At 77.0% G+C, this 14,975-nt stretch carries 14 protein-coding genes; 5 read left to right on the top strand and 9 right to left on the bottom strand.

Annotation, left to right across the window (positions count from 1 at the left end; genetic code table 11):
* Positions 1–24: 24 nt before the first annotated feature.
* From ACFXAM_RS19930 to ACFXAM_RS19940, 3 genes are all read right to left on the bottom strand, one after another.
* Positions 25–747, bottom strand: a complete 723-nt coding sequence (locus tag ACFXAM_RS19930; protein ID WP_380292956.1) for an ABC transporter ATP-binding protein — start codon at positions 745–747, stop codon at positions 25–27.
* Positions 748–1,963: 1,216 nt separating this feature from the next.
* Positions 1,964–3,979 carry an ABC transporter permease gene (locus tag ACFXAM_RS19935; RefSeq protein WP_380292958.1) on the bottom strand — a complete coding sequence of 672 codons (2,016 nt, stop codon included), beginning with the start codon at positions 3,977–3,979 and terminating at the stop codon, positions 1,964–1,966.
* A 12-nt stretch (positions 3,980–3,991) separates the two neighbouring features.
* A complete protein-coding gene (locus ACFXAM_RS19940; protein ID WP_380292960.1) occupies positions 3,992–4,591 on the bottom strand; it encodes a hypothetical protein in 600 nt (199 codons plus the stop codon).
* 98 nt (positions 4,592–4,689) lie between these two features.
* Here ACFXAM_RS19940 and ACFXAM_RS19945 point away from each other — a divergent pair, with 98 nt between their 5' ends.
* Both ACFXAM_RS19945 and ACFXAM_RS19950 read left to right on the top strand, forming a co-directional pair.
* Positions 4,690–5,337 (top strand): hypothetical protein, encoded by a 648-nt coding sequence (locus tag ACFXAM_RS19945; RefSeq protein WP_380292962.1) that lies wholly within the window; start codon positions 4,690–4,692, stop codon positions 5,335–5,337.
* On the top strand, positions 5,328–6,746 hold the full coding sequence (locus ACFXAM_RS19950; protein WP_380292963.1) for an ABC transporter substrate-binding protein: 1,419 nt from the start codon (positions 5,328–5,330) through the stop codon (positions 6,744–6,746). The genes ACFXAM_RS19945 and ACFXAM_RS19950 overlap by 10 nt, the downstream gene beginning before the upstream one ends.
* Before the next feature lie 24 nt (positions 6,747–6,770).
* Here ACFXAM_RS19950 and ACFXAM_RS19955 read toward each other — a convergent pair whose 3' ends face one another.
* The 4 genes from ACFXAM_RS19955 to ACFXAM_RS19970 all read right to left on the bottom strand — a co-directional run bounded on the left by ACFXAM_RS19955 (position 6,771) and on the right by ACFXAM_RS19970 (position 10,740).
* The gene (locus ACFXAM_RS19955; RefSeq protein WP_380292966.1) at positions 6,771–8,072 is read right to left on the bottom strand and encodes a PP2C family protein-serine/threonine phosphatase; all 1,302 of its coding nucleotides are present in this window, start codon (positions 8,070–8,072) and stop codon (positions 6,771–6,773) included.
* 108 nt (positions 8,073–8,180) lie between these two features.
* Positions 8,181–8,603, bottom strand: a complete 423-nt coding sequence (locus ACFXAM_RS19960; protein WP_380292969.1) for a MarR family winged helix-turn-helix transcriptional regulator — start codon at positions 8,601–8,603, stop codon at positions 8,181–8,183.
* A gap of 38 nt (positions 8,604–8,641) precedes the next feature.
* The gene (locus ACFXAM_RS19965) at positions 8,642–9,841 is read right to left on the bottom strand and encodes a M48 family metalloprotease (protein WP_380292971.1); all 1,200 of its coding nucleotides are present in this window, start codon (positions 9,839–9,841) and stop codon (positions 8,642–8,644) included.
* A gap of 107 nt (positions 9,842–9,948) precedes the next feature.
* Positions 9,949–10,740 (bottom strand): universal stress protein, encoded by a 792-nt coding sequence (locus ACFXAM_RS19970; RefSeq protein ID WP_380292973.1) that lies wholly within the window; start codon positions 10,738–10,740, stop codon positions 9,949–9,951.
* A 313-nt stretch (positions 10,741–11,053) separates the two neighbouring features.
* On the opposite strand from ACFXAM_RS19970, the gene ACFXAM_RS19975 reads away from it, so the two are divergent.
* From ACFXAM_RS19975 to cyaB, 3 genes are all read left to right on the top strand, one after another.
* Positions 11,054–12,343 (top strand): CapA family protein, encoded by a 1,290-nt coding sequence (locus tag ACFXAM_RS19975; RefSeq protein WP_380292975.1) that lies wholly within the window; start codon positions 11,054–11,056, stop codon positions 12,341–12,343.
* 87 nt (positions 12,344–12,430) lie between these two features.
* Positions 12,431–12,991 (top strand): NUDIX domain-containing protein, encoded by a 561-nt coding sequence (locus ACFXAM_RS19980; RefSeq protein ID WP_380292977.1) that lies wholly within the window; start codon positions 12,431–12,433, stop codon positions 12,989–12,991.
* The gene (gene cyaB / locus ACFXAM_RS19985; protein WP_380292979.1) at positions 12,988–13,566 is read left to right on the top strand and encodes a class IV adenylate cyclase; all 579 of its coding nucleotides are present in this window, start codon (positions 12,988–12,990) and stop codon (positions 13,564–13,566) included. The genes ACFXAM_RS19980 and cyaB overlap by 4 nt, the downstream gene beginning before the upstream one ends.
* A 7-nt stretch (positions 13,567–13,573) precedes the next feature.
* Here cyaB and ACFXAM_RS19990 read toward each other — a convergent pair whose 3' ends face one another.
* Positions 13,574–14,275 (bottom strand): siderophore-interacting protein, encoded by a 702-nt coding sequence (locus ACFXAM_RS19990; protein ID WP_380292981.1) that lies wholly within the window; start codon positions 14,273–14,275, stop codon positions 13,574–13,576.
* Positions 14,276–14,386: 111 nt separating this feature from the next.
* Positions 14,387–14,975: TetR/AcrR family transcriptional regulator (locus ACFXAM_RS19995; RefSeq protein WP_380292983.1), on the bottom strand; the 589-nt coding region annotated here is incomplete at its 5' end.

Consider the following 14,975-nt stretch of genomic DNA (forward strand, 5'->3'; position numbering starts at 1 on the left):
GGGGGCGGGGCGGGGCGGAGGTGGTCACCGGCCCCAGGCGCGGACCACCCGGGGGTCGGCCAGCACCGCCGCCGTCGGGCCGGCCGCGACCACCCGGCCGTCGGCCATCGCGTAGACGGTGTCGGCGAGTTCGGCCACCAGGCCGGGGTCGTGCTCGACCACCAGCAGGGCCATGCCGTCGTCGGCCAGACCGCGCAGGACGGTGAGCAGGCGGGCGGTCTGCGCGGTGTCCAGGCCCGCCGCCGGCTCGTCCAGCAGCAGGACGCGCGGCTCGCCGGCCAGCGCCCGCGCCAGTTCGACCAGCCGCAGCACACCCGTCGACAGCCCGCCGGCCGGCTCCGCCGCCACCGGGCCCAGCCCGAACACGGCGAGCGCGCGCGCCGTCAGGCCGTCCGCCGCGCCCGGGCGCTGCTCGGCGCCGACCCGGACGTTGTCCGCCACCGACAGGGTCGGGAAGACGGCGATCTGCTGGAACGTGCGGGCCAGTCCGAGCCGCACCCGCGCGTGCACCGGGAGCCGGGTGACGTCCCGGCCGCCGAGCAGTACCCGGCCCGCATCCGGGCGCGCGGTACCGGCCAGGCAGTCGAACAGCGTGCTCTTCCCGGCGCCGTTCGGCCCGATCAGCGCCGTCACCCGCCCGGGCGCCGCGACCAGGTCGACCCCCGCCACCGCCTTGATCCCCCCGTACCGCCGCACCACCCCGCGCGCCGTCAGCCGGGCCCCGGGGGCGCGGTGCAGGACGGTCACGGCCCGGCCCCGCCGTCCCCCGCCCGGCGGTCGCCGGCCAGGACGCGCCTCGGTGGGGTAGGTGGGCGCGGCGGGGCGGGGCGCGGGCCTCCCCGGATGGCCCGCCGTCGGCTGCCCGGCGGGTGGTCGGGCGGTGCGGCGTCCGCCGTCGGCGGGCCGGTGGGCGTGGTGGGGCGAAGTGCGGTCATGATCCGGCCTCCTCGAATGGTCCGCCGTCGGCCGGTCGGCGGGCGGGGCGGGGTGCGGCGCGGTGGGTGTGGTCATGGTCCGGCCTCCTCGGATGCTCCGCCATCGGCGGGCTCCGCCCCAGCCGCCTCTGTCGGCCTCGCCGCCGTCCGGTGGGTGGCGGTCAGGTCGTGCATCGGTCGGGCTGGTGGGCGTGGTGGGGCGGAGTGCGGCTCTCCTCGGCTGTTCGGCCGTCGGTTGTCCCCCGTGGGCGGGCCGGTCGTGGTCCGGCTTCCTCGGATGGTCCGCCGTCGGCGGGTGGCCTGCGCTCGGACCCGTCGGCCCGCCGCGCTCCTGTGGACGGCGGTCAGGACGGGCATCGGATGGGCCGGTGGGTGTGGTGCGGTGGGGCCATGAGGTGGCTTCCTCGGACGGGTCCGCTGTCGGCATGGGGATGGTCAGCGCCCGGTGGTCGGCCGGGGCCGGTCGGCGGGCGCGGTGGGGTGTGGTCGTGGTTCGGTCTCCTCGGATGGTCCGCCGTCGGCGGGTGGGCGGTGGCCTGTGCCTGGACCCGTTCGGCCTGCCGGGGTCGGCCGGTCGGCGGGCTTCGCCCCAGCCGCCTCTGCCGGCCTCGCCGCCGTCCGGTGGGTGGCGGTCGGGGCAGGCATCGGTTGGGCCGGTGGGCGTGGTGCTCCTCGGCGGGTGGGGGGTGGTCGGCGCCCGCGCTCGTCGGGGTCGGCGGGCGTGGTGGGGCGGAGTGCGGCTCTCCTCGGATGCTCGGCCGTCGGTTGTCCGCCGTGGGCGGGCCGGTGGGGTGGGGTGTGATCGTGGTTCGGTCTCCTCGGATGGTCCGCCGTCGGCGGGTGGGCGGTGGCCTGTGCCCGGACCCGTCGGCCCGCCGCCGTCCGGTGGGTGGCGGTCAGGATGGGCATCGGTTGGGCCGGTGGGTGTGGTGCGGTGGCGGCATGGGGCGGCTTCCCTGGGCGGGTGGGTAGGTGGAAGTCGGCGGTCGCGCTCGCCGGGGGCGGCCGGCGGGTGGGGTGGAGGGCGATCATGGTCCGGCCTGCCCGGATGCTCCGCCGTCGGACGGTCGGCGGGCGGCGATCAGTGCCCGGACCCGTCGGCCCGTCGGGGTCAGGCGGCCGGTGGGTGCTGCCGTCGCCGCCGGCGCCGGCCTCGCCGCCGTGCGGGTGGCGGCGAGGCCGGCCAGGCCGCCCGGGAGGCGGCCGATGGCGGCGGCCAGCGCGCCGACCGCCACGGCTGACACCCCCGCCACCGTGCCCGCGTCCAGGCCGATGAGCAGGGCCGCCGCCAGGACGGCGGCCGACGCGCTGTCCGCGCCCGCGACGACGACGGCCGCGAACCAGAGCAGGCCCCGCACGGGGTCGAACGCCGCCGCGTCGAACGCGCGCCCGGCCATGCCCATCAGGCCGCCGCCGAGCGCCGCCAGGGCGGCGCCCGCCACGAACGCGAACAGCTTGAGCCCCGGCACGTTCACCCCCGCCGCGGCGGCCCCGGGCTCGTGGTCGCGCATCGCGCTCAGCGCCCGGCCGGTGCGCCCGCCGTGCAGGGCCCGGACCACGGCCGCGCCCAGTCCGAGCAGCAGCAGTTCGGCGACGTAGAAGGCGCGGTCGCCGGCCAGGAACGCGGGCCGGTCCAGGACCAGCCCGGTGGTGGCGTACGGCTGCTGGAAGACGAAGCGGCTCAGCGTCGTGCCCACCGCGAAGGTCACCAGCGCCAGGGCCAGGCCGCGCCGCCGGATCGCCGGCCAGCCGGTGAGCAGGCCGAGCGGCGCGGTGACGAGCACGGCGAACAGCAGCGCGGGCGCGGCCGGCAGGGCGGGCAGGCCGGGGATCCGCCCGGACATCAGCAGCGCCGTCCCGAGCGCGCCCAGCCCCGCGTACCCGGCCTGGCCGAGCGAGATCTGCCCGCCGTAGCCGGTCACCACCACGATCGACAGCAGCACCAGCGCCAGCGCCGGCACCAGCAGCGCGCTGCGCAGGTCGTTGCCGCGGAAGCCCAGCGGCAGCAGGAGCAGCACCAGGCAGACCGCCCGCGCCGCCCGCGCGCCCCCGCCGCCCCGGGCCCGCGTCCACGGCGGGACGGGCCGGACGTCCGGCCGCCCCGGGCCGTCGGCGAGCCGGGGACCGGCCAGCAGCGCGGCGGCCAGCAGCGCCACCACGAACAGGTTCGCCTGCACCGCCTGCACCAGCGGCAGCAGCTGACCGTCCGGCCGGAACCGGGTCAGCTCCGCCTGCAGCACACCGAGCCCGAGCCCGGTCACCACCGCGACCGGGATGCTCCGCAGCCGGGCGGCCACCGCGACCGCCATCGTCTCCATGACCAGCAGCGGCAGCCCGTACGGGTCGAGCAGCAGGTACGGCGCGAGCGCGATCCCGACCAGCCCGGCGGTGAACGAGCCGAACGCCCACCCGGCCGCCGACACCCGGTCGGCGTCCACCCCGGCCAGCTCGGCGAGCCGCCGGTCGTCCACCACCGCCCGCACCCGCAGCCCGAACGGTGTGAACCGGGTCGTCGCCCCGACCGCGAGGGCGAGCACCAGGATCGCGGCCAGCTGCGCCACCGTGTCCGGGCGCAGCGTGTGCCCACCGGGCAGCGCGAGGGCGGCCCCGCCGAACGGGGACGGCGCGCCGCTCACCGGACCGGCGCCCCACACCAGCACCACCACCCCGATGAGCAGCACGAACACGCCGAGCCCGGCCACCATCGTCTCGGCCGGTCCGGCGCCGCGCCGTTGCAGCGGCCGGTACACCAGGGCGTCCAGCAGCACCCCGAGGGCGGGTGCCACCAGCAGCAGGCAGCACGCCACGGCCGGCCAGACCGGCCAGTCCCGTTCGACGACCAGGTCGCGCAGCAGGTAGGCGACGAGCATCGCCTGCGCGCCCTGGGCGAGGTTGAGCACGCCGGTGGCGCGGTGGCAGACGACCAGGCCGATGCCGCTGAGCGCGGCGGCGGCGCCGACGGTCAGGCCGGCGAGCGCGAGGTCGAGGGTGAGGCCCGCCGCGTCGGGGCCGGCCGCGCCGAGGAGCGGGTCGAGGAGGTTCACCGGGCCGCCGCCTCAGCCGGTCGGCGGGCGCGGATCGCCCGGACGGGTGGCGCTGCCGCCGGGGCCGGCCGGCCCGGGGTCGCAGAGCCGGCAGGGCGTGAGCCCGCGCTCCCGGACGGCGGCGGCGTCGACGGGGGCGGCGGCGGGCTTGCCGGCCACCAGCGGGCAGTCGGGGCGGTGGTAGAGCGTGCCGCCGGGCACCGCCGTCGGCGGTCCGCCGGTCCCGCCCTCCGGAGGACCGGCGGGCTCCCCGGGCTCCCCGGGCTCGACCAGCAGGGCATACAGGTGCGCGATCCGGCGGTCGGTGGCCGTGGCCCCGGACGGCGGGCGGGTGCGCCCGGGCGGACGCAGCGCGACCAGCAGCACGCCCGCCACGATCAGCGCCGCGCCCGGGACGGTCGCCGAGGCCAGGTAGGGGATCTGCTGCTCGACGAAGCGCTCGCCGGACACCCCGTACCAGCCCAGCACGCAGAGCACCGCGCCCACGGCGACCAGCGCCCATCCGGCCCACCCGCCGCCCGCCCGTACCGAACGCGCCGACCGCACCGCCCGCGTCGCCGCGTCCTTCGGCCGGTTGGCGGTGCGCTGCCGCCCGGATTGCGATTCGTCCATGGATCCGCCTTGATGGTGTCACTTGCGACGTTTCCAGGATCGGCCTGGAACAGCATCCGGAGCGGCGCGGACCGGCCCCGGCCGTCGAGAGGAACACCATGCACGTGAGGCAGAGCGGCACCCGTCGGCCCGGCGGCCGCGCCCTCCTGCGGTCGGCGGGCCTGCTGCTCGCCCTGCTGCCGGCGGTCGCGGTGGCGGCGTGCGGCAGTGACGGCGGGTCGACGTCCTCGACGACGAGCCCGTCGCCGCCGGCCGCGGCCACGGCGACCGTCACGGCGACCGAGACCACGACGGAGACCGCCACGGCCACCGGGACGGCCACGGCCACCGGGACGGCCACCGGGACCGCGAGCCCGAGCCCCGGGGCGACCGCGCCCGCCGACCCGGCCGCGGCCACCACCCAGATCACGAACAACTGGCAGAAGTTCTTCGACCCGACCACCCCGATCCCCGAGAAGGCCGCGCTGCTCCAGAACGGTGACGTGCTGCTGCCGGTCCTCCAGGGCTTCGCCCAGGATCCGCGGGTCGGCCAGGTGAAGGCCACGGTCACGGACGTGGCGTTCACCTCCCCGACCGAGGCCACCGTCACCTACGAGCTGTCCCTCCAGGGCAGCGTGGTCGAACCGGCCGCGACCGGTCAGGCGGTGCTGGACAACGGCACCTGGAAGGTCTCCCGCTCGACCCTCTGCGGTCTGCTGGTCCAGGCCGCCGGTGCCACCGGCACCCCGATCCCCGGATGCAGCTGAGCCCCGCCACCCGTGCGCCCGCCACCCGTGCGCCCGCGCCCGTCCTCGCGCTGGTCCTCGTGCTGGCCTCGGCCCTGGTGCTCGCCGGCACGGCCGGCTGCGGGACCCGCCTGCCGGAGAGCGCCTTCGGCGCCCGCCCGGCCACGGCGGGCGCCACCGGAACCACCGGGACGACCGCCGCGGGCGGCGGCAACCCGGCCTCCGACACCGGCGTCACCCCGGCCGAGATCCGGCTCGGCGTCGTCACCTCGCTGACCAGCCCGGTCGGCAGCGAGGTGTTCGGCGGACCGCGCTACGGCGCCCAGGCCTTCTTCCAGGCGCTCAACGACCGCGGCGGCCTGCACGGCCGCACCGTCAAGCTCGTCACCTGCGACGACGGCGGCAGCGGCATCGGCAACCAGGACTGCGTGCACCGGCTCGTCGACCAGTCGCACGTCTTCGCCTTCGTCTCCGGCAGCGTCCTCGACTACGCGGGCGCCCCCTACGTGAGCGGCAAGGCGGTGCCGGACGTCGGCGGCCAGCCGATCGGCACCGCGTACGACCGCTGGCCGAACCTGTACGGCATCTACGGCAGCAGCGCGCCGCGCGACGGGCACGCCGTCGGCTGGAACGGCACGCTCTACCAGTCCACCGAGGTCTTCCGCTTCTTCAGGGAACGCCTCGGCGCGAGCAGCGCCGCCGTGGTCGCCTACAACCAGGCCGACTCCGCCCGCTACGCCGCCCAGCTGCGCGCCGGACTGGAGGCCGAGGGCTACCGGGTGCTCATGCAGACGGTGGACTTCGCGTTGCCGAACTTCCAGGCAGTGGCCGCGGCCGTCCGGGCGGACGGCTCGCAGCTGCTCTTCGACGCCATGGACACCCGGGGCAACGCGGCGCTCTGCCGCTCGCTGGACGAGGCCGGTGTGCACGTCACCGCCAAGGTGACCAACGTGCAGAACTGGTCGGAGGCCGTCCGCACCGACTACCGGGCCTCACCCGCCTGCCGCGACGCGCTCTGGGCCACCTCCTCCTCGCTCGGCTACGAGGACGTCGGCCACCCGGCGGTGGCCGCCTTCCGTGCGGCGATGGCCCGCTACTACCCGGAGCGCGAGCCGCTGCTGTCGGCCTGGGAGCTGGAGGGCTGGGCGGGCGCGCAGTGGCTCACCGACGCGATGGACTCCTGCGGCGCGCAGCTCACCCGGGCCTGCGTCGAACGGTTCATGAACCGCCCCGAGCCCTACGACGCGCACGGGCTGCTCCTGCCCGCCTCCTTCGTGCCGCAGCCCCCGCCGAGCGGGCCGACCCGGGCCTGTCTGAACGCGGCCCGCTGGCAGGACTCCGCCCAGGGCGGGCGCGGCGGCTGGGTGACCCAGGTGGAGTCCATGACCACCACCTGCTTCGACGTGCCGCAGCTGCCCTACACACCGTGAACCCCGCGCCCCGCCCCGGCCGGCTCACCCGGGGCCGGGGCCGGGGCCGGGGCCGAGGCGTTCGACGACGACCATGGCGGCGTCGTCGTCCAGCCGCCCGCCGACGTGCGCCAGCAGATCGCCGCGCAGGTGGTGCAGCAGGGCCACCGGGCACTCGTCGGCGTGCGCGGCGGTCCGTTCGGCGACCCGTGCGGGCAGCGGGTAGAACCGCCGCCCGGCGTCGCGGGCCTCGATCACGCCGTCGGTGTAGATCAGCAGCCGGTCGCCGGGCAGGAACGGGAACTCCTCCACCGCGTACGGCCCCGGGGCCAGTTCGCCGAGGCCGAGCGGGGGAGCGGTGCGGGCGGGCTCCAGGGCGGTGACCCGCTCCCCGTGCAACAGCAGCGGCGGCGGATGACCGCAGTCGACCAGCCGGACCACCGCCTCGTCGTCCGGGATGTCCAGGACGAGGGCGGTGATGAACGACTCGCCGCTGTCGTCGGCGGCGGGAGCGGCCGGCGCCCCGCCGAGCGGTGGGGGGCGCGGGACCTGCCGGAGCAGCGCCGGGAGCTGGAGCTGCGGCTGCTCCTGGAGGTACAGCCGCTCGGCGCGCTGCTGCTCGGCGAACTGGGCGAGGTCCCAGGCGATGCTGCCGTCGAGGTAGCCGACCAGCCCGGGAAGGTCGGCGTGCAGGTGCGCGGCGGCCCGGAACGCACCCAGCAGCAGCGCGGCGTCGCCGAGCGAGGACAGGCCCTTGCCGCGGACGTCGCCGACCAGCAGCCGGGTGCCGGCGGTGGTGCGGGCCGCCGCGTAGAGGTCGCCGCCGACCTGGGCCTCGGCCTCGGCGGCCAGGTAGACGGAGGCGAGGTGCAGCGGGCCGATCCGGTCGGGCAGCGGGCGCAGCAGGACGCGCTGCGCGGCCTCGGAGACGGAGCGGACCTGTGCGAGCTCCCGCTCGTGGCGGTCGCGCAGCGCGCGCAGGGCCACGATCAGGGCCGAGACGGCGAGCAGGGCGCCGAGCTGGGTCTCGTGGTTGGCGGTGGTGAGGCCGTCGCGCAGGATGCCGATGACGGTCAGGGCGGCGATCGCCAGCGTGGCGACGGCGGCGGTGGCGCGGGTGCCGGCGACGGAGGCGGTGAGGGCGGGGGCGACGATCAGCAGCGGGCCCAGGTGGATGTCCGGCGGGGCGAGCACGTCGACCACCGTGATCAGCACGATCAGGGCGAGCGGGACGGCCGTCAGCGCCCCGCGGCCGGGCCGCCGGGAACGACGGCGGTCGGGGGAACGCCGCTCGTCGGGGTGCCCCGGGCGGGAGTGCCGCTCGCGGGGAGGCTGCCGAGGTGGCACCTCTCCTCTGTACACCGTCCGGGCGGTCCACCGCACCCCGGGCGGGCGGGCGGGCGGGCGGTGCGGGCGGGCGTCGTGGTCTGCGGACCCTGCGGGCGGACCGGGTGCTCAGCCCTCGGCGCCGTAGCGGGCCAGGTAGTCGGCGAACCGGGCGACGTCCTCGTCCGCCCAGTCGGTGAACCGGGCGGTGAAGGAGAGCCGCCGCTGCTCGTTGGCCACCCGCAGCAGGGTCAGCCCGGCGTCGGTGGCGAGCAGGATCTGCCCGCGCTGGTCCTCGGGGTCGGTCTCGCGGCGCAGCAGCCCGAGCTTCTCCAGGGCGGTGACCTGGCGGCTCACCGTGGACTTGTCGAGCATGAAGTGCGCGGCGACGTCGGCCGCCCGGCAGCCGCCGCGCTCGGTGATGAGGTCCAGGATGCTGTAGGTGACCAGCGAGAGATCGGGGTGCAGCTGGGACGCCTTGTGGCGGGCGCGGCGGGCGAAGGCGGTCAGCTCGCGCTGGATGGTGGCGATCGACGTCTCGCGGTCGGGCACGCTGACCCACCTCCTCGGGGTCCCGGACTTTTGTTGCACTATACAACGATCTTGGATGCGGAGGGGCGCCTGGCCTGCCAGGCGCGCGCGGCCGCGATCCGGCGGGTGGCGCTCGGGTGAGTGGCGAACAGTAGCTCAAGCCACCGGGGCGGGTCGACGTCGGACACGTTGGTCAGTGCCAGCCTGCGCTGCATCGCGACGAACTGCTCGGCGTCCCCGGTCAGTTCGAGGGCGTGCCGGTCCGCGCGCGTCTCCACCACGCGGCTCACCGCGCACTGCACCGGACCGGACAGCGCGCCCAGCAGCGCGGCGCCCGCCGCGAGCAGGGCCATCGACCGGGGGTCGGCGGCGTCCGTCGCCCCCGCCGCCGACAGCAGCGCGTCCCGGCCCGCGAGCAGGCCCAGCAGCGCCACCACGACGGCCGCGCCCACCGCGCCGAGCACCGTGCCGGTCAGCACGTCCCGGTGCTTGACGTGCCCCAGCTCGTGCGCCACCACCAGCTCCACCTCGCGCGGATCGGCCGTCGACAGCAGCGTGTCGTACGCGACGATCCGCCGCGTCGCGCCCAGACCCGACACGTACGCGTTCAGCGCCGTCGTGCGGCGCGAGGCGTCCGCCACCAGGACGTCGCGCACCCGCACGCCGTCCCGGTCGGCCAGGCCCAGCAGTGCCTCGCGCAGCGGGCCCGGCTCCATCGGCGTGAAGCGGTTGAACACCGGCTCGACCAGCAGCGGGTAGAGGAAGGACAGGGCGGCGGTCAGCAGCGCGGCCGCGCCCGCCGCCGGCAGCCACCAGTACTGCGGCGAGCGGTCGGTGAGCGCGTACAGGCCGAAGGCCACCGGCAGGGCGAGGCCCAGCGTCAGCGCCAGCCCGCGCAGGGCGTCCAGCGCCCAGCCCGCCCAGCCCTGGGTGACCAGACCGAACCGGGCCCGCACCGAACGGGCGCCCGCCCCGAACGGCAGCTGCGCCAGCCGCCCGAGCAGCACCAGCGCGCCGGCCCCGGCGAGCACCTCCGCCGTCCGCGAGCCGCCGAACCAGCGGCCCGCGGCCGACACCAGCCCGGCGCCGGCGGGCGTCAGGCCGAGTGCCAGGGTCAGCGCCAGGCCGGTGAGCCGGCCGCCGAGCGCCCACGGGAGCTGGGCGCGGCGCAGCGCCCGGCCGCGGGCGCGCTGGGCGGGGGTGAAGTCGGGGGCCGGGGCGGGGCGGGCGCCCGGAGCCGGGCTGACAGCGTCTGTCATCTGGTGTCCGTCGTCTGGAGTCCGTCAGCCGGCGGCTGTCACCTGTCGGCTGTCAGCCGCCGGGCATCGACCGTCGATCGTCATCTTGTCCTTCGGTGGCCAGCATGTCACTCCTCGGCGGGCCCCGTGGCGCCGTGGGTGCCCGCGCGGAGCAACTGGTGGCCGAGGTCGACCAGGGCCCGGCCGACCGCGAAGTCGTCGCCCACCGCGGCGGCCGGGGCGTCGTGCGGATTGCGGCGGGCGAGCGCGTCGCTGTGCAGCACGGTGCCGTCGGCGTCGAGCACCGCGTGCACCCGGGTGGTGTCGGCGTCCTCGACCACGTGCAGGCTCAGCTGCCAGTCCTTGGTGCGGACGGCCGGCTCCCCGGCCCCGCCCGCCGCCGCCCCGGCACCGCCCGCCGCCGCGCGCGGTGCGGGCGTGACGGCGGTGCCGTCCGCGCGGACGATCACCACCGGGCACGACCCGTGCACGGCGCAGCGCGCGCTCACCGAGCCCAGCAGGGTCCGGGCGAAGGTCCCGCGGCCCCGGCTGCCGAGCACCAGCAGGTCGGCGCCCTCGGCCACCTCCAGCAGCACCTCGGCCGCGTGCCCCGGCAGCAGGCTCTCCTCGACCGGCACCGGCCGCTGCGGGCCGACCACCTCGTCCACCTCGACGGTCAGCGTCCGGCGCGCGGACTGCTCGAAGCCGTCGTCCACCATCGGCGCGAACCAGCCGTACAGCGACGGGTACTCCCACGCGGCCACCGCGTGCACCGTCGCCCCGGTCAGCACCGCCTGCCCGACCGCCCAGCGCAGCGCCGCCTTCGAGGGTGCCGAGCCGTCGATCCCGACCACGATCCGCCGTCCGGCGGCCGTGCTCCTCGTGCTGCTCCCGGTGTTCGTGGTCCCGTTGCCGGCCATGACCCACACCACCCGCCTGCCGTCACGGCCCCGGCGCCCTCGCGGGGCCTCCACGCTTCCACGCTGCGCGCGATCCGGGCGCCCGCGCCAGGGACGGGACGGCCAGGAAGGGGCGGCGGGTTGGGACGGACGGGCCCGGTGGGACCGGTGCGACCGGTGGGGTCCGGGCCCGGCGCGGGGCGGGTGGACGGCGGTCCGGCGGTGCGGTCGAACACCCGGCGACGGGCCGGTGCCGGTTGTGGAGGGAGGGCGGAGAAGGGGCGGGGGAGTGACGTAGGCTGACCGCTCCTGGACCGACCTTGGGGGAACACACATGCGCCGTGGCGCGGCCGCCGTCGCACTGCTGCTCGGCCTGATATCCGTCGCCGCCTGCGGACCGGACGACCCCGATCCGTCCGCCGTCAAGGCGGCCGAGTCCGCGAAGGCCGCGGCCGACGCGGCCGCCAAGGCCTCGCCGGGCCCCTCCGACGGCTCCGGCGCCCCCGGCGACCAGGCCTCCGGCGAGGGCGCGGCGCCCCGCCCCGACGGCAGCATCACGGTGGCGTTCGCCGGGGACGTCCACTTCGAGGGCCGCACCGAGGCCAGGCTCGCCGTGCAGCCGCCCGAGACGGCGCTCGGCCCGATCGCCAAGACCCTCTCCGCCGCCGACCTGGCGGTGCTCAACCTGGAGACCGCGATCACCGGACGCGGCGCCCCCGAGCCCAAGACCTACACCTTCCGCACCTCGCCCAAGGCGCTCACCGCGCTGAAGGACTCCGGCGTCGACGTCGTCTCGCTCGCCAACAACCACGCCGTCGACTTCGGCGCCGACGGCCTCGCCGACACCCTGGCCGCGAAGGAGTCCTCGCCCGTCCCGGTCGTCGGCCTCGGCCGCAACTCCCAGGAGGCGTACGCCCCGTACGTCAGCACCGTGCGCGGGGTGAAGGTCGCGGTGGTCGCCGCCAGCCAGGTCGAGGACCTCACCAACCAGAAGTGGCGGGCCGGCGCGAACAAGCCCGGCATCGCCTCGGCGCTGGACACCGCGGCGCTGCTCAAGGCGGTCGGGGACGCCAAGCGGCAGGCACCGGTGGTGCTGGTCTACCTGCACTGGGGCGACGAGGGCAAGGCGTGCCCCACCGCCGCGCAGACCGCCATCGCCAAGAAGCTCGCCGCCGCGGGCGCGACCGCCGTGGTCGGCACCCATGCGCACACCATGGTCGGCTCCGGCATGATCGGGGACACCTACATCGGCTACGGCTTCGGCAACTTCCTCTGGTACGGCACCTCCAACTACGCCAACTCCAACGAGACCGGGGTCACCACGCTGACCGTCAGCCCGGTCGGCAAGGTGCTCGGGGAGGCGTTCGCCCCGGCGACCATCGACGACCGGGGCGTGCCGGTGCCGCAGTCCGGTGCCGCCGCCACCGCCGCCGTCAAGCGCCGCGACGGCCTGCGCGGCTGCACCGGCCTCGCCCCCGTTCCGGGCGCCGCCCCCGCCGGTGCGTCCGGTGCCGTGTCCGGTGCCGCCCCCGCCGGTGCCTCCCCGGCCGGTACGCCGTCCCGCTCCGGCGCCGCGTCCGCCCCGGGCGCGGCCCGCACCCCCGCCCCCACCGCCTCGCACTGAGACCGCGGCGGCGGGCGTGAAGGCGGGCACGGTGGCGGGCGTGAGAGGGTCGGATCGCGGACGATCGGCACACGGAGGGCGGCGACAGTGACGCAGTGGGCGGTGCACGGGCGGCGGCAGGTGTACGGGTCGCCGTGGGTGGAGCTCTGGCTGGACGACGTGGACATCCCCGGTACCGGCCGGGTCGACCACCACGTGCTGCGGATGCCGAAGGAGTGCGCCAACACCGTGGTGACGGACCAGGACGGCCGCTTCCTGCTGCTGTACCGCCACCGGTTCATCACCGGCCGCTGGGGGTGGGAGCTGCCCGCCGGGTGGGTGGAGCCGGGGGAGGAGCCCGTGGCGGCCGCCGCCCGCGAGGTCGAGGAGGAGACCGGCTGGCGGCCGGGGCGGCTCACGCCGCTGACGGAGTTCGACGCGATGGCCGGCATCTCGACCATGCACTTCCACTCCTTCCACGCCGCCGGGGCGCGGTGGACCGGCGAGCCGGCGGACCGCGCGGAGGCGAGCCGGGTGGAGTGGCTGGCCGAGGACGAGGTGGTGCGGCTGCTGGCGGCCGGCGAGGTGGCCGAGGGTGCCTCGCTGACGGCGCTGTCGTACTTCCTGGGCCCCCACCGGCTGGCGGCCCGGGCCGGGGGCGCGCGGTGATCGAGGCGGAGCTGAAGGCGGTGGTGCGCGACCCGGATGCGCTGCTGCGCCGGCTGGAGGACGCCCACGGGCCGGGCCGCGCCGAGGTCTACCGGGACACCTACTACGACACGCCCGACGGGCAACTCTCCGCCGCCGACCGTGAGGTGCGGATCCGTGAGGTGACCGGCGCGGACGGCTCCCGGACGGTGCTGCTGACCTTCAAGGACGCCCGGGTGGACGCGGTGTCCGGCTCCAAGCCGGAGCACGAGACACGGGTGGCCGACGGCGAGGCCGCGCACGCGATCGTGCGCGGCCTCGGCCACCGGCCCGTCCTCGCCTTCGAGAAGCGGTGCCGGAACTACGCGTTCGAGCACCGGGGCCGCCGGATGCTCGCCACGCTGGTGCGGGTGACGGAGCTCGACGGGGTGTTCCTGGAGGTGGAGACGGGCGCGGCGGACGAGCGCGAACTGCCCGCCGCGCTCGCCGCCGTCCGCGCCGTGCTGACCGGGCTCGGGATCTCCGAGGAGGACCTGACCGCCGCCCTGTACACGACGGCCGTCGCGGACGCCCGCAGCCGACGGCAAGGGAACTGACGAGCCGTCACTCCTTGTGGTCGGCCTCGCCGTGCTTCCAGTAGCCCTTGCTGTGGACGCGCTCGCGCGGCAGCGCCCAGTCGGTGAGCAGATGGCGGCGGACGGCGGCCACCGCGTTCGCCTCGCCGGCCAGCCAGGCCGTGGTGTCCGCCGGAACGTCGGTGGCGAGCAGGGCGTCGGCCAGCGTGCGGCCCTTCGGCAGGTCCGGGTCGCGGGTGAGCCACCGGACGGTCAGTCCGGCCCGGTCGGGCAGTGGCAGGGCGGCCCCGGAGGCCTCGCCGACCTCGACGAACAGCGAGGCCGGGACGCCCGGCGGCAGCTCGTCGAGGATGGTGAGCGCGGCGGGCAGGGCGCTCTCGTCGGCGCCGAGCAGCGCGTGCCCGGCGTCCTCGAAGGAGGGCTGCCGGCCGCGCGGCCCGGCCAGCCGGGCCGGATCGCCGGGGCGGGCGATCTCGGCCCAGCGGGAGAGCGGGCCGTTGCCGTGCAGCACGACGTCGATGTCCACCTCGCGGTCGGCGGGGCGGTGGTAGCGGATGGTGTAGGCCCGGGAGTGGCCCTCGGGGAGGCCCAACTTGACCCACTGGGTGGGGTGTTCGATGGCGAGGGCGTCCAGGGTGGGCCCGGCGAAGGTGAGCCGGACGAGGGCGGGGGTGAGCGGGGTGACGGCGACGACCCGTACGTCGAAGGTCGGCCGGGGGCGACGGAACACGGTGACTCCTGGCTGGGGTTGGTGGCGCCGACGGCGCGGCCCGGAGGTGGACACGGGCCGGCGGGCGGCGGCGCGGTCGGGAAGGGGAGGAGAAGGAGGGAGGGAGTGGCGTCAGCGCGGCAGGTGCTGGTCGAGCAGCGCGTCGACGAACGCGGCGTCCAGCGGGCGGCGCAGCACCAGGGCGCGGTGGTAGAGCGGGGCGAGCAGCGCGTCCAGCAGTACGGCGGCCTCGTCGGCGCCGCTCTCGTCCGCCGCGAGCCCCAGGCAGGCGCGGGTGTGCGCGACGTCCCGGGCACGCAGCTCGTCCAGGAAGCCGCCGTGCAGCAACTCGGCGGTCCGGGCGTCCAGTTGGGCGTGGCCGAGGAGCGCCTGGAGGACCCGGCCGGCCGGGTCGGTGCCGAGGAAGGACGCGAACCGGTGGAGGTAGTCGCGCAGGTCGGCCGGGCCGGAGGGGGTCTCGGCGGGCCAGGCCAGGGCGGGGCCGGCGTCCAGGACGAGGTTGTCGAAGAGGATGTCGACCTTGGACTTCCACCACCGGTAGATGGTCTGCTTGGCGACCCCGGCGGCGGCGGCGATGCCCTCGATGGTCAGGCCCTCGAAGCCCACCTCCACCAGGAGGTCGTCGGCGGCGTTCAGCACCGCCAGACGCGCGGCCTCGCTGCGCCGTCCGCTGCCGCCGGTGGTGGCCGCGCCCCTGGCC

The organism is Kitasatospora sp. NPDC059462 (genome assembly GCF_042749955.1).
Lineage (GTDB): Bacteria > Actinomycetota > Actinomycetes > Streptomycetales > Streptomycetaceae > Kitasatospora.

What these genes read in the sequence shown, in the direction of transcription:
- ACFXAM_RS19940 (WP_380292960.1), bottom strand. Translation starts at nt 4,591, where the DNA reads ATGGACGAATCGCAATCCGGGCGGCAGCGCACCGCCAACCGGCCGAAG.
- ACFXAM_RS19975 (WP_380292975.1), top strand. Translation starts at nt 11,054, where the DNA reads ATGCGCCGTGGCGCGGCCGCCGTCGCACTGCTGCTCGGCCTGATATCC.
- ACFXAM_RS19950 (WP_380292963.1), top strand. Translation starts at nt 5,328, where the DNA reads ATGCAGCTGAGCCCCGCCACCCGTGCGCCCGCCACCCGTGCGCCCGCG.
- ACFXAM_RS19945 (WP_380292962.1), top strand. Translation starts at nt 4,690, where the DNA reads ATGCACGTGAGGCAGAGCGGCACCCGTCGGCCCGGCGGCCGCGCCCTC.
- ACFXAM_RS19965 (WP_380292971.1), bottom strand. Translation starts at nt 9,841, where the DNA reads ATGACAGACGCTGTCAGCCCGGCTCCGGGCGCCCGCCCCGCCCCGGCC.
- ACFXAM_RS19970 (WP_380292973.1), bottom strand. Translation starts at nt 10,740, where the DNA reads ATGGCCGGCAACGGGACCACGAACACCGGGAGCAGCACGAGGAGCACG.